This is a genomic window from Actinokineospora bangkokensis (genome assembly GCF_001940455.1).
Taxonomy (GTDB): domain Bacteria; phylum Actinomycetota; class Actinomycetes; order Mycobacteriales; family Pseudonocardiaceae; genus Actinokineospora; species Actinokineospora bangkokensis.
In genome coordinates, this window is record NZ_MKQR01000020.1 from 41616 (window position 1) to 55085 (window position 13470).

Sequence of the window (13470 nt, forward strand, 5' to 3'; positions counted from 1 at the left end):
GCAGGTGAACCACAGAACTGGCCCATTCGGGTGTACGTATTAATCCCAACGGGTCCGAGGGTGTTGGACCTTAGGGCTGATGTTGTCACCGGAGGCAGTGACGCCGTCACCCAGGAATTAACACTGGCGCTACCCATGGGGCCTACCACGACGTACTGTGCTCATCAGGGCGTAAGGGGTAACCCAGGGAGTGAACATGGGTAGCGGTATCACCCGCGAGCCAGTTCGTGAACTTCACCAGAACGAGAGGGTCCGGCACGCGATGACCGCTGCACAGCCGGAGTCGCCCGCGGTCGACGCGTTCCCCGCGGCACTGCGGTCGGCCATCCAGGCCAGCGGCCTGAGCCTCGACCGCATCCAGTACCGGCTGCGCGCCCGCGGCGTGTCCATCAGCGTCACGGCGCTGAGCTACTGGCAGTCCGGCAGGCGCAGGCCCGAGCGCGCCGAGTCGCTGGCCGCCCTCGGCCACCTGGAGGACGTGCTCAGCGTGCCCACCGGGTCGCTGATCGCCCTGCTCGGCCCGCCCCGGCCGCGCGGGCGGGTCAACCGCGAGTCCTCCCGGCTGACCGTCGAGGCGCTGTGGGGCAGCAACAGCGAGCCGGTGTCGCACCTGCTGCGGCGCATCGACTTCACCACCGACTCCGCGCTGGTGAAGCTCTCCCAGCACGACCGGATGGAGATCGCCGCCAACCGGGGTGAGAAGTCCATCGCGGTGCGCCAGGTGCTGCGCGCCGAGCGCGACGGCGCCGACCGGGCGCTGATGGTCTACGACCTGGAGCTGCCCGGGCGCCCCTTCCCCGAGGTGACCCCCGGCGACAACTGCCGCATCGGGCGGGTCGCGCACGACCCGGCCGCGGGCATGATGGCCGCGGAGATCATGCTCGACCAGCCGCTCAACCGGGGCGAGACCGCGGTCGTCGACTACGCGCTGCACCACCCCGGGCCGCCCTACTCCCGCGGCGACGACTCCTACTGCCGCAAGTTCAACACCCCGGTGCGCGAGTTCGTGGTGGAGCTGCGGTTCGACCCGCGGATGCTCCCCGCGTACCTGGAGCAGTGCGTCATGGACGCCGACGACCAGATCACCAACCGCAAGAAGATCGAGGTCACCCCGGACGGCAAGGCGCACGCGGTGGCCCTGGACTTCGGCCCCGGCATCCTCTGCGTGCGCTGGGAGTGGCCGGACTAGGCCGCGTCCCGCCCGTCGGCTGTCCAATCCCCTCGTCCCCACCGGCACGTCGCGCCGTCTGCGCTCGGCACCACGACCGCCCGCCACGGGTGGGCCCGTTCGGCACCGCGAACGGGCTGCCGCAACCCCCCTCGCTCAGCCCACCAGCTCGGGCAGCTCCGCCGCCAGCCCCGCCACCGGTCCGACGACCGTGATGGCGGGCGGGCGGATGCCCTGGGCCAGCACGTCCGACGCCGCCGCCTCCAGGGTCGTGCGCAGCACCCGCTGGTTGCGCGTGGTGCCGTCCTGGATGACGGTCACCGGTGTCGTCTTGGGCCGCCCGCCCGCGATCAGCACGGCGGCGAACTGGTCGAGCTTGTCCACGCCCATGAGGATCACGATGGTGCCGCCGAGCCGGGCCAAGGCGTCCCAGTCGGTCAACGACTCCGCGGGCGCGATGTGCCCGGACACCACCACCACCTCGTGCGCGACACCCCGGTGGGTCACCGGGACCTGCGCGGCGGCGGGAACGGAGAACGCCGAGGTGATGCCCGGGACGACGGTCACCGGGACCCCGGCCTCGGCGCAGGCGATCAGCTCCTCGAAGCCGCGGCCGAACAGGTAGGGGTCACCGCCCTTGAGCCGCACCACGAACTTGCCCGCCTTGGCGTGGCTGACCAGCGCGTCGTTGATGGCGTCCTGGCTGGCGGCGCGGCCGTAGGGGATCTTGGCGGCGTCGATGACCTCGACGTCGGGGGCGAGCTCGTCGAGCAGGTCGCGCGGGCCGAGCCGGTCGGCCACCACGACGTCGGCGCGGGCCAGCAGCCTGCGGCCGCGCACGGTGATCAGCTCCGGGTCGCCGGGGCCGCCGCCGACCAGCGCCACGCCGGGCAGCGCGGGCGCGGTGGCCCGGTCGGGCACCCGGCCCTCGCGCAGGGCGTCGAGCAGGGCGTCGCGCACGGCCGCCGAGCGCTGGTGCGCTCCGCCCGCCAGCACGCCCACCAGCAGGCCCTCGTACTCGCCGCTGGCCGGGGTCACCGCGCTGCCCTCGGACCCGGCGTCGGCGCGCACGCAGAACACCCGCACCCGCTCGGCCTCCTCCGCCACCGCGGCGTTGACCTCGGAGTCCGAGGTGCAGCACAGCACGTACCAGGCCTCGGCCAGGTCGCCTGCCCGGTAGGGGCGGCGGTGCCAGACCAGCTCGCCCGCGGCGACCATCCCCTCCACCGACGGGGTGGCCTCCGGGGAGACCAGCTCGACGGCGGCGCCGGCGGCCACCAGCCGGGGCAGCCGCCGCTGGGCGACGGTGCCGCCGCCGACCACGACGACGCGGCGGCCCGCGAGGTCGAGCCCGACCAGGTAGTGCTGCTCGCTCATGCCGACAGCATGCCGGGTCGTCGCCCGCCGTTCACCCACCGAGCCCGGTCAGTGTGACCCAGCAGGCACCCGCAGCCGGTAGCCGACGCCGCGCACCGACTCCACCGCCAGCTCGTCCGGCAGCGCTCGCAGCTGCCTGCGCAAGCGCTTGACCGCCGAGACCACCGCCTGCGCGTCGCCCACGTACGGCCTGCCCCACACGTGCGTGGTCAGCTCGGCGAAGGTCCACACCCGACCGACCTCCCCCGCCAGCGCGACCAGCAGGTCGAACTCCCTGGCCGACAGCGCCAGCGCCACCCCGAGCCAGCTGGCCGCGCGCGTGCCGGTGTCCAGGCGCAGCCCGGCGCACTCGACGACCCGGTGCGCCGCGGGCAGCGGCGGCGGGGCCAGCGCGGCGTCCAGGGCGTCGCGCAGCGCCCGCTGGTCGGGCAGGTAGAGCACCGCGGCGCGCCCCCCGGTCGCGGCCGCCACCGCCGCCAACTGCTCCGCGCTGGTGCCCACGCACAGCACCAGCGGGGTGTCGACCCGCTCCATCACCTCACCGGTCTCCACCGGTCACCACCCCCGCAGCGCGTTCGACATTCACTGACGAGTTCATCACCGAAGGGGGTCATCCCATTACTCGTCCGGTCGGGTGTTGTGGGCAGAATCCGGTCACCGACCGTCAAACGACCCCAGAACGCCCGGGAGCGCGCCTTCTCTTGTCACGGGCCATCAGGCAGCGTCAGGGGGAACCGGTGCGTCAGCACACGACCACCGGTGGTCACCACGCGCCCCTGCCGCGCGAGTTGGGAGTCCCACCTTGTCAGAAAGCCACTTCCGGCGCAGGAGCAAGCGCCGGACAGCCGCGACCCTGGCCACCGCCGTCCTCGGTCTGCTCGCCACCGTCACCGCGCCCGCCTCGGCCCAGCAGGCCCCGAGCGCCACCGACAAGATCGACAAGAGCGTCAGCGCCGCGCTGGACGCCAAGGACGGCGTCGACTTCTGGGTGGCGCTGTCGGACCGGGCCGACCTGTCCGGGCCGTCCGCCGTGGCCGGGTGGGCCGAGCGCGGCCGCGCGGTCTACGACGCGCTCAAGACCACGGCCGACCGCAGCCAGCAGTCCATCCGCAAGGAGCTGGACGCCGCCGGTGTGGACTACGACACCTTCTTCATCAGCAACGCCGTGCGGGTGCGCGGCGGCAGCGAGGCGCTGGCCACGTCGCTGGCCGCGCACGGCGAGGTGCGCGCGATCCTGCCCGCGCGCACCTACGAGCTGCCCAAGCCGCTGCCCGCCGAGTCCGTGGCCCGGGTCGACTCCGTCGAGTGGGGCCTGGCGGCCATCAACGCCGACGACGTGTGGTCGCAGTTCGGCGACCGCGGCGAGGGCATCGTGGTCGGCAACGTCGACTCCGGCGTCCAGTACGACCACCCGGCCCTGGTCGGCCAGTACCGCGGCAACACCGGTGGCGGCACCTTCGACCACAACTACAGCTGGTACGACCCGGCCGGGGTGTGCCCCACCGACGCGCCGTGCGACAACAACGGTCACGGCACGCACACCATGGGCACGATGGTCGGCGACGACGGCGGGGGCAACCAGATCGGCGTCGCCCCCGGCGCCAGGTGGATCGCGGCCAAGGGCTGCGAGACCAACGGCTGCTCGGACGCCTCGCTGCTGGCCTCCGGCGAGTGGATGCTCGCCCCGACCGACCTGTCCGGCGCGAACCCGCGCCCGGACCTGCGGCCCAACGTGGTCAACAACTCCTGGGGCTCGTCCAACGGCGCCGCGATCGACCCCTGGTACACCGACACGGTGACCGCGTGGCGCGCGGCGGGCATCTTCCCGTCGTTCTCCAACGGCAACTCCGGGCCCAGCTGCAACACCGCGGGCTCCCCCGGCGACACCACCGCGACCTACGCCTCCGGCGCGTTCAACGCCGCGGGCCAGATCGCGTCCTTCTCCAGCCGGGGCCCCGGCGAGAACGGCGACGTGAAGCCGAACATCGCCGCCCCCGGTGAGGACGTGCGCTCCTCGGTGCCCGGCAACGACTACGACGTCTACAGCGGCACGTCGATGGCGGCGCCGCACACCTCCGGCACCGTGGCGCTGATGTGGTCGGCCGCGCCGTCGCTGGTCGGTGACGTCGAGCGCACCGAGGAACTGCTCGACGAGACCGCCGTGGACGTCAACGCGACCTCCTGCGGCGGCACCGCGGCGGACAACAACATCTGGGGCGAGGGCAAGCTCGACGCCTACGCCGCGGTCGACCGCTCGCCGCGCGGCCCGGTCGGCACCCTGTCCGGCACCGCGACCGACTCGGCCACAGGCGCACCGGTGGCGGGCGCCTCGGTGGCCATCACCGGCCCGAGCAACCGCACCCTGCGCACCGACGCCGAGGGCGCGTTCACCTCGACCCTGCCGGTCGGGGACTACCAGCTGGCGCTGTCGGCGTTCGGCTACGGCAGCACCACCGCCACGGCCACCATCACCCAGGACCAGACGACCACCGTGTCCCCGGCGCTCGCGCCGGTGGCCCGGCACACCGTCTCCGGTGTGGTCAGCAACTCGCAGGGCCCGGTGGCCAACGCCACGATCAAGGTCGACGGCACCCCGATCGCGGCGGTGACCAGCGCCGGGGACGGCTCCTACAGCATCCCCAACGTGCCCGAGGGCACCTACCGGCTGTCCGCCTCCGCGGGCGGCTGCACCGACCCGAAGGTGCAGGACCTGGTCGTCGACGGCGACGAGACCGTCGCGATCACCCTGCCCAACCGGTCGGACTCCTTCGGCACCTACTGCGTCCTCGACACCTCCCCGTACGTGGAGGCGGACACGGCGCTGCCGCTGACCGGCGACGACGCGGACGTGCCCGTGCAGCTGCCGTTCGGGTTCTTCTTCTACGGCAACACCTACACGCAGGCCTACGTGGCGACCAACGGCTACCTGAACTTCTTGGCCTCCAACCGCGCCTATTCCAACGTGGCCATCCCGGCGGCAGCGGTGCCCAACGCGGCGGTCTACCCGTTCTGGGACGACCTGACGATCGACTCCGCGAGCCGGGTCGCCACCAAGACCCTGGGCACGGCGCCCAACCGCGAGTTCGTCATCGAGTGGCGCAACGCGACGTTCTACCAGTCGACCGCCACGCGCCTGGACTTCGAGACGGTGCTGTCCGAGAGCGGGGAGATCTCCTTCCGCTACCGGGGCATCGACCCGAACAGCACCCGCGAGCGCGGTGAGTCCGCGACCGTGGGCATCGAGAACGCGACCGGCACGGTGGCGTTGCAGTACTCGTTCAACAGCGCCGCCCTCGCCAACGGCACCGCGATCCGGTTCAAGCTCCCGCCGTCGGCCACCGCGACCGGCCGCGTCACCGACGCCAACGACAAGGCGGCGCTGGCGGGCGCGACCGTGCGGGTCCTCAAGGGCACCGCGGAGACCGCGAAGCTCACCACCGACGCCGACGGCCGCTACTCCGCGCGCCTGCTGGCGGGCGCGTACACGGTGGAGGTGTCCAAGCCCAACTACGCCACGCAGACCCGCGCCATCACCGTGGGCGACGCGGTGACGGCGGACTTCGCGCTCAAGACACCGCGCGCGGAGATCGCCACCACGCCGGTGGTGTTCCTGGGCCAGTCCGGCCAGCTGCGCACCGCGGTGCTGCCGCTGAAGAGCACCAGCGACCAAGCGCTGACGTTCTCGGTGGCCACCGGGGTGCCGTGGGCGTGGGCGGTGCCGGGCTCCGGCACGGTCGCGCCGGGCGCGCAGCAGGACATCACGGTGCGCGTCGACCCGGTGGGCCTGCCGCCGGGCGTGCACACCGCGTCGCTCACCCTGACCACCAACGCGGGCCGCACGCCGACCATCACCGTCCCGGTGAGCCTGGTCGTCCCGGCCTACCGCACCGGTGTCGACGTCGGTGGCACCACCGGGTACACCGACCAGGGCGCGGACGCGTGGGTGGCGGACAAGGCCTGGGCGCCGGGCGGCTACGGCTACCTCAGCGGCGGCCCGGTCGTGACGTCCAAGAAGGACATCGCGGGCACCACCGACGACGCGCTGTTCCAGTCGCAGCGCGAGAGCGCCGGCGGCTACCGCTTCGACGGCCTGCCCGCGGGCACCTACCAGGTGGAGCTGTCGTTCGCGGAGCTCAAGGCGGGCCTGGCGCCCGGCAAGCGCGTGTTCGACGTGTCGGTGAACGGGACGAAGGTGCTCGCCAACTACGACATCGCGGCCGCGGTGGGCGCGTTGGCGGCGGACACCAGGCAGTTCTGGGTGAGCGTGCCGCAGGGCGGTTCCATCTCGGTGGAACTGGCCGCGCAGCGCGGCAAGCTGCCGCCGGTGATCAACGCCCTGCGCGTGACGCACCGACCGGACCGCGCCCAGCCGTAGCGGTTCCGCGTGAACAGGAAGGGCCCTCCCGGTGCGACACCGGGAGGGCCCTTCCGCGTCATCGGCCCGATCCGCCAGGGCTCGTCCCACAAGGGCTGCCAGGCGGGTGGCGGGAACGACTAGCGGGGCCTGCGCGAGCGCCCCGAGCGCGCGGAGAACGCCGCCGCGCCACCGCCCGAGGGCTGCTGGGCCCCGCTGCGCGGCTGCTCGGCCGCCCGGGGCTGCTGCGCCTGACCGCGGGTGCGCTGCCCGCGCGGGGTGCGCTCCTTGGGCTGCTGGTCGCGGTTGCGGGGCGGCTTGGGCTGCTCGGCCTGCTTGGGCGCGCGCGGGTTCTCCTTGCCCTGCCTGCCCTGCTTGGGCTGCGCCGCCTCACCCGCCTCCTTCGCGGCGGGCTTGCGCTTGCGCTGCGGGCGCTTCGGCGGGGCCGGGCGGTCGTCGGGGGCCACCAGGACGCGCTCGCCGGGGGCGAGCTGGGCCAGCAGCGGGTGCCCGGGGCCCGCCTTGGTGGTGGTCGGGGTGATGCCCGCCTTCTTCGTCAGCGCGCGGACGTCCTCGACCTGCTCGTCGGTCATCAGGGTCACCACGGTGCCCGAGGCCCCCGCGCGCGCGGTGCGGCCGGAGCGGTGCAGGTACGCCTTGTGCTCCACCGGCGGGTCGGCGTGGATGACCAGGGTCACGTCGTCGACGTGGATGCCCCGCGCGGCGATGTCGGTGGCGACCAGGGTGGGGGCGGTGCCCTCGGCGAACGCGGTGAGGTTGCGGGTGCGCGCGTTCTGCCCGAGGTCGCCGTGCAGCTCCACCGCCCGCACGCCCGCCGCGACGAGCTGGCGGGTGAGCCGGGTGGCGCCGCGGCGGGTGCGGGTGAACACCAGCGACCGGCCGGGCGCCGAGGCCAGGTCCACCAGCACCGGCAGCCGGTTGGTGCCGTCGACGTGCAGGACGTGGTGGGTCATGGCCGCGACCGGGGACTTGGCCGAGTCCACGCTGTGCGTCACCGGGTCGGTGAGGTAGCGGTCGACCAGCACGTCGATGCCGTTGTCGAGGGTGGCCGAGAACAGCAGCCGCTGGCCGTCGCGCGGGGTGCGGTCGAGCAGCCTGCGCACCGCGGGCAGGAAGCCGAGGTCGGCCATGTGGTCGGCCTCGTCGAGCACGGTGACGGCGACGTCGTCGAGCGCGGCGTGGCCCTCGGCGAGGTGGTCGGCCAGCCTGCCGGGGCAGGCCACCAGCAGGTCGACGCCCGCCTTGAGGGCGGTGATCTGCGGGCCGGGGCGCACTCCGCCGAAGACGGTGGTGGCGCGCAGGCCCAGCGCCCTGGCCAGCGGCTCGGCGGACTCCAGGATCTGCGTCGCCAGCTCCCGGGTGGGGGCGAGCACCAGCGCGCGCGGCTTGCCGGGCCGGGCCGGGCGGCCGCCCGCGAGCCGGGCCAGCACGGGGATGAGGAAGGCGTAGGTCTTGCCGGAGCCGGTGCGGCCCCGGCCCAGCACGTCCCGGCCCGCCAGCGAGTCCGGCAGGGTCGCGGCCTGGATCGGGAAGGGCTCGTGCACGCCGATCCCGGCCAGCGCGGACACCAGCGGGGCGGGCACGCCGAGATCGGCGAAACCGGGGGTGGGGCGGCGGACCGCCATGGGGCTGCTCCGTGGGTCGGGTCGGTGCCGGACCACGGGTGCCGCGCCGGGCAGGCCGCCGGGCGTGGTCCGACCGCGCCCGCGGAACCCGGCCGCGGCGTCGGGGGACCGGCGGGCGTCGCCGGTGGCGCCACCCGGCGCACATCGTACCGGTGCCCGCCCGCCCCGGGGGCCGATGCCGGGTGGGGTAGGGTTTTTCCCGGCCGGGACCCCGGCGCGCCGCGGCTGGTCAGCCCGGCCTGCGCGCGGTCCCTGGGCCCGAGCGCAGACCCTCCGTGAAAGACCCCACGCACCCTGGCGCGCACGGTCGTCCCGTGCCCCGCGCGGGTGCCCCCCATCCCCTTTGGAGCACCACATGACTGTCAGCGACACCGGTTACACGCGCGGAGCCGCCGACGAGTTCACCCAGGCCCGCGCTGACGCCCGGGAGGACATGAGCGCCAAGCGCGTGCGCGCGGCGCGCACCGTCGCCAGCTACGCCGTCGACGCCCAGGACTGCCTGACGCTGCTGCGGATGCTCGGCCTGGACACCGACGACGCCGACGACGCCGACAACACCGCCGACCTCTAGGACGCGCGGGGGGCGGGCGCTCAGCCCGCCTTCTGCCACAGGCCCTCGATGCCCTCGGTCCTGGCGCGGTGGTCGAAGTAGAGCAGGCAGGACACCGCACCGCCGTAGGCCAGCTGCGCCGCGCTGACGACCGCCGCGGCCAGGATCTCGGTGACCATGCTGCCGCCGCTGACCACGCTGAACACCGCCTGCACCACCGACACCAGCAGCAGGCTCACCAGACCGACGAGCATGCTGATGCCGAACACCCGCCACCAGCCGACCGCGTGCACCAGCTGCCGCGACCGGCCCAGCGACGCCAGCGCGGGCGAGTCCTCCATGACCACGGCGAAGAGGCTGAAGCTGAACGCGGTGGTGAGGTAGAGCACGGCCACGATCGCGCCGAGCAGCACCAGCACCGCCAGCGGCCCCAGCACCGCCACCAGCAGCAGGGCGGCGGCGAGGATCGCCCCCACGAGCAGCGCCTGGACCAGCCACGCCACGAACATCCTGGGCAGCGCCGGGGCGGACTCGGCGAACGCCTGCCGCAGGCCCGGGGAGTGGCCGAAGACCGAGCGGATCACCACGACGGTCAGCACGCCGGTGAACACCAGCCCCAGCAGGCCGGAGAGCGTGGACTGGATGAGGGTGTCCACCGCGACGTCGCTGAGCAGCGAGCGGTTGAGCACCCCGGTCGCGGACACCACGCCCGCGCTGTCGGGCAGGCCGCCGAGCACGAGGGTGCTGACCACCCAGCGCAGCAGCTCCACGCACAGCATCAGCAGCAGCGCGAACCCCAGCAGCGGCCCGGCGTTGCGGTGCACGGCCTGCACGGCGCCGGAGAGCAGGTCGCCCAGGCCCAGCGGGCGCAGCGGGACGACGCCCAGCCGCAGCGGCTCCCCACCCCCGGTCGAACGCCCCTGCTGCTCGAAGCGCGGCTCGTCCGACATCGCTGCTGGCCCCCACTCACCCGCGCGGGCCGGGTCGCCCGCAGCGGACGAGGTTACAGGTAGCCCGCGACGAACTTGAGCGCGTCGGGCAGCACCCGGCGGTAGTAGGCGTCGTCGTGCCCGCCCGGGCCGGTGGTGAGCTTGCCGCGGGCCTTCTCCGCGAACTCGCGGCTGGTGGCGAGGAAGTCGCGGTCGTCGGTGCCGCACCAGACCCCGACCGGGAGGTTGGCGTACTGCGGGGTGTGCCGCAGCGGTTCGCCCTGCTCCCAGCTCTGCCGGGTCTGGTAGATGCCGGACTTGGCGGCGTCGGCGTAGGTGTCGAACAGCGTGGGGCTGATGGCCGCCACCGCGGACAGGCCGGGGGTGCGGGCCAGGGTCAGCGCGCCCGTGCCGCCCTCGCCGACGCCCAGCGCGGCGAACGGGGTGGTGGCCAGGTCCAGCCGGTCCAACCAGCCGGGCAGGTCGTCCATGAGCATCCGCTGCGGGTCGTCGTCCTTGTCCCCGACCCAGTTGCCGCCGTCCACCGCGGCCAGCGCGAACGGCACCCCGGTCTGCTTGACCAGCCCGGTCAGCGCCTGCTGGAGCCCCAGGGAGACCATCGACTTGGCGTTGCCGTACTTGCCGCCGTGCAGGGTCACGCACACCGGCATCGGCTGGGCGGGCACGCCGCTGGGCCGCATCACCACCACGTCGACCTCGCGGGCCCGACCGGTGGACAGGTCGCGCCGGGTGATGACCGGGTCGGTGTCCGGCACTGTCGGGTTGCCCGCCAGCAGCTGGGCCCCGGTGCCGGTGGGGGCGGGCTCGCGCTGGCACCCGGCCAGCAGGCCCGCGCCCAGGCCTGCCCCGAGTGTCAGCACAGCCCGGCGGGACAGCCGGGTTCTTCGCGCAGCGCTCACGACTTCTCCGCTCGTCACGGACCCCTGGGGTGGATCTTAGGGGCGGCTGACGACCCTAGGGCCAGAGCGCGCAAAAGCCCACACCCCTGCTGGGATCGCGTGACAGCGACTAACGGATGGACAATACTGCCCCGTTTTTTTCGCACCGCCCACAGGCGGCGGTGGGGGCCGGTGCACCGGTCCCCACCGCGCACCGGGGTCAGCCCAGCTGGGCCTCGATGTCGCTGGAGAACGACGCCAGGCGGGTGTAGACGCCCGGCTTGCCCGGCCGGGCGCAGCCCTCGCCCCAGGACACCGCGCCGATCAGCTTGCCGCCCGCGACCAGCGGGCCGCCGGAGTCGCCCTGGCAGGAGTCCAGGCCACCGTCGGGCACGCCCGCGCAGACCATGGAGTCGGCGATGTAGTCCGAGCTGTAGGCGGTGGTGCAGTCGGAGTCGGAGACGACCGGCACGTCGACCTTGAGCAGGGTGTCGGAGGTGGAGCCGCCCTCGGAGGTCGCGCCCCAGCCCAGCACCGTCGTGGTGGTGCCCTCGGCGTAGAGGCCCTCGTCCCCGGCGCCCGCCACGTCGATCGGCGTGGCCGACAGGCTGGTGTCGAGGGTCAGGACCGCGACGTCGGCGCTGATCGAGGGGTCGGAGTAGTCCGGGTGGACCCAGATGCCGGTGACGCCCGCGGTCTCACCGCCCGCGGCGGTCAGGTCGGTCCGGCCCGAGACCACCTGGACCTCGGCGGGGGAGCTGCCGTCGACGCAGTGCGCCGCGGTGACGACCTTGTTCGCCCTGGCCAGCGAGCCGCCGCAGAACTGGAAGCCGTCCGGCGTGGTCAGCGCCACGGTGAACGGGTAGTCGGCGATGTCGGCGCCCTCGCCGCCGACGATGTAGGGGGTGACGGTGTCGGCCTGCGCGGTCGACACGGTCGCGGCGGCACCCGCCGCGAACACCGCTGCGGCAACCCCGATCAAGCGGACGAGCCGCTTTGCCTCAGCCACGATGATCTCCTTCGAGCCGTCGCCGGGCTTGGGTCCCGGCCTTGACTCATGGCTACCGGCAGGTCACGGCGGGCAACACCCCCGTACGGATGGGGCCGAACAGGTGAAAGGTGGTCGATCACCGCTCTGACCTGGGGATGGTTATTACCGGACACACCCGACTTTCGGATGGTCTTGGCCCCGGGGGGCGCGCCGGTCAGGCCGCCGACCCCGAGCGCTCCCCCCACAGCAGGAACGTCAACGAGGCGGGCGCCAACCCGGTGCCACCGCCCTCGACCCCCACGACGTTCGCCACCGACAGCTGGCACCCGCCCACCGCGTACCCGGCGTCAGCGAGCACCTGGCGGGTCGCGCCGACCCGGTCGAGCTCCGGCACGACGACCACCACCCGCTCCGCGCCCGCCCCGGCGCACGCGCGCACCACGTCCGGCTCAGCGGCGGCGAGGAAGATCGAGTCCGGCCGGGGCAGGTCGGGCAGCACCCGCAGCGGGTCGCCGTCGGCCAGCCGCACGTCCACCCCGTGCGCGCCCGCGTTGGCCACGATCCGCACGCACAACCCCGAGTCGCGCTCCACCGCGACCACCGCCGCGCCCAACCGGGCCGCCTCGATCCCCACCGCCCCGGACCCGGCGCACACGTCCCACACCAGCACCCCCGGCCGCGGCGCCAACCGGGCCAGGGCCAGCGCCCGCACCTCCGGCGCGGTGCCCACGCCCGCCCGGGTCGCGAACGCGCCCTCGTCCAGCGCCCACCCGCCGACCGGCGGCACCACCTCGCCGCCCGCGATCCACGACTCCCGGCCCACCGCGTCCAGCGACGCCAGGCACAGCACCAGCGACGGCTGCCGCCACGCCCGCCGCTCCACCTCGGAGACGTCCACGATGGACAGCCGCTCCCCCGGGCTGCCCACGTCCTCCAGCACCGCGATGTTGCGCCGCCACCCGTGCAGCTCCCTGGCCAGCTCCGCCGGGCCCGCGCCCGGGGCGGTCAGCACCGCGACGGCCTTGCGCGCCCGGCACACGTTCACCGCGTGCCGGAAGTCGCGGCCCCGGGCGCTCACCACCGTGATGTCGTCCCACGGCCTGCGCACCAGCGCCGCCATCCGCTGCACGTCGGTCACCGACGGCCAGACCACCACGTCGACCTTGCGCTCCCGCAGCGCGCGCAGGTCCCCGAAGTAGCCCGCGTCCCCGGGCACCAGCACGACGACGGGACCCTCGGCGCGGGCGACCTCGTCGAGGGGGACGCCCGCCGCGGTGTCGAGCACGGGGCGGTCCGGGGGGACGTGGCGCTCCAGGAGGGGCCTGGGGCCCACGACCAGGCGGGCCTGCGCCAGCACGGACCCGGCCCCCGGGGGCAAGCCCATCCGGTCGAGGCCGATCACCGTCACGGTCATGCGCGGTATTCGACCACGCGTGGGGGTGGGGGGTGAAGTCGAGGATCTGCTTGCGCGGAGCGAAGAGCGCGGGACTTGCCCGGCGCGCCGGGTGGGGGCTCTGCTGCGCAGAGCTTGAAAAGATCCGGGATTTGTCTGGCGT

Annotated in this window: 10 protein-coding genes; 3 read left to right on the forward strand and 7 right to left on the reverse strand. The window is 74.1% G+C overall.

Features of this window, described 5'->3' with window-relative positions:
• Nucleotides 1–262 precede the first annotated feature (262 nt).
• The gene (locus BJP25_RS20200) at nt 263–1189 is read left to right on the forward strand and encodes a helix-turn-helix domain-containing protein (RefSeq protein ID WP_075976562.1); all 927 of its coding nucleotides are present in this window, start codon (nt 263–265) and stop codon (nt 1187–1189) included.
• 135 nt (nt 1190–1324) lie between these two features.
• On the opposite strand, the gene cobA is transcribed toward BJP25_RS20200, so the two are convergent.
• Nucleotides 1325–2545: a uroporphyrinogen-III C-methyltransferase gene (gene cobA / locus BJP25_RS20205; RefSeq protein WP_075976563.1), complete on the reverse strand. Its 1221-nt coding sequence runs from the start codon at nt 2543–2545 to the stop codon at nt 1325–1327.
• Between the two features lie 48 nt (nt 2546–2593).
• A complete protein-coding gene (locus tag BJP25_RS20210; RefSeq protein WP_075976564.1) occupies nt 2594–3097 on the reverse strand; it encodes a winged helix-turn-helix domain-containing protein in 504 nt (167 codons plus the stop codon).
• A 250-nt stretch (nt 3098–3347) separates the two neighbouring features.
• On the opposite strand from BJP25_RS20210, the gene BJP25_RS20215 reads away from it, so the two are divergent.
• Entirely contained in the window at nt 3348–6920 is a 3573-nt protein-coding gene (locus BJP25_RS20215; RefSeq protein WP_158075691.1) for a carboxypeptidase regulatory-like domain-containing protein, read from the forward strand.
• Nucleotides 6921–7039: 119 nt separating this feature from the next.
• On the opposite strand, the gene BJP25_RS20220 is transcribed toward BJP25_RS20215, so the two are convergent.
• Nucleotides 7040–8545 carry a DEAD/DEAH box helicase gene (locus BJP25_RS20220; RefSeq protein WP_075976565.1) on the reverse strand — a complete coding sequence of 502 codons (1506 nt, stop codon included), beginning with the start codon at nt 8543–8545 and terminating at the stop codon, nt 7040–7042.
• A gap of 355 nt (nt 8546–8900) precedes the next feature.
• Here BJP25_RS20220 and BJP25_RS20225 point away from each other — a divergent pair, with 355 nt between their 5' ends.
• Nucleotides 8901–9116, forward strand: coding sequence for a hypothetical protein (locus BJP25_RS20225; RefSeq protein ID WP_075976566.1), 216 nt, complete (start codon nt 8901–8903; stop codon nt 9114–9116).
• 20 nt (nt 9117–9136) lie between these two features.
• Here BJP25_RS20225 and BJP25_RS20230 read toward each other — a convergent pair whose 3' ends face one another.
• The 4 genes from BJP25_RS20230 to BJP25_RS20245 form a co-directional block, all read right to left on the reverse strand.
• Complete coding sequence (locus BJP25_RS20230) at nt 9137–10045, reverse strand: hypothetical protein (RefSeq protein ID WP_075976567.1); 909 nt, start codon at nt 10043–10045, stop codon at nt 9137–9139.
• Nucleotides 10046–10098: 53 nt separating this feature from the next.
• Nucleotides 10099–10944, reverse strand: coding sequence for an alpha/beta hydrolase (locus BJP25_RS20235; protein WP_143219218.1), 846 nt, complete (start codon nt 10942–10944; stop codon nt 10099–10101).
• Between the two features lie 199 nt (nt 10945–11143).
• A complete protein-coding gene (locus BJP25_RS20240) occupies nt 11144–11932 on the reverse strand; it encodes a S1 family peptidase (RefSeq protein WP_332888641.1) in 789 nt (262 codons plus the stop codon).
• Between the two features lie 196 nt (nt 11933–12128).
• The gene (locus BJP25_RS20245) at nt 12129–13328 is read right to left on the reverse strand and encodes a bifunctional cobalt-precorrin-7 (C(5))-methyltransferase/cobalt-precorrin-6B (C(15))-methyltransferase (protein WP_075976569.1); all 1200 of its coding nucleotides are present in this window, start codon (nt 13326–13328) and stop codon (nt 12129–12131) included.
• Nucleotides 13329–13470 lie beyond the last annotated feature (142 nt).

Bases quoted from the DNA above. Each gene is read 5' to 3' on its own strand.
- BJP25_RS20200 (WP_075976562.1), top strand. From the start codon at position 263: ATGACCGCTGCACAGCCGGAGTCGCCCGCGGTCGACGCGTTCCCCGCG.
- cobA (WP_075976563.1), bottom strand. From the start codon at position 2,545: ATGAGCGAGCAGCACTACCTGGTCGGGCTCGACCTCGCGGGCCGCCGC.
- BJP25_RS20220 (WP_075976565.1), bottom strand. From the start codon at position 8,545: ATGGCGGTCCGCCGCCCCACCCCCGGTTTCGCCGATCTCGGCGTGCCC.
- BJP25_RS20225 (WP_075976566.1), top strand. From the start codon at position 8,901: ATGACTGTCAGCGACACCGGTTACACGCGCGGAGCCGCCGACGAGTTC.
- BJP25_RS20230 (WP_075976567.1), bottom strand. From the start codon at position 10,045: ATGTCGGACGAGCCGCGCTTCGAGCAGCAGGGGCGTTCGACCGGGGGT.
- BJP25_RS20245 (WP_075976569.1), bottom strand. From the start codon at position 13,328: ATGACCGTGACGGTGATCGGCCTCGACCGGATGGGCTTGCCCCCGGGG.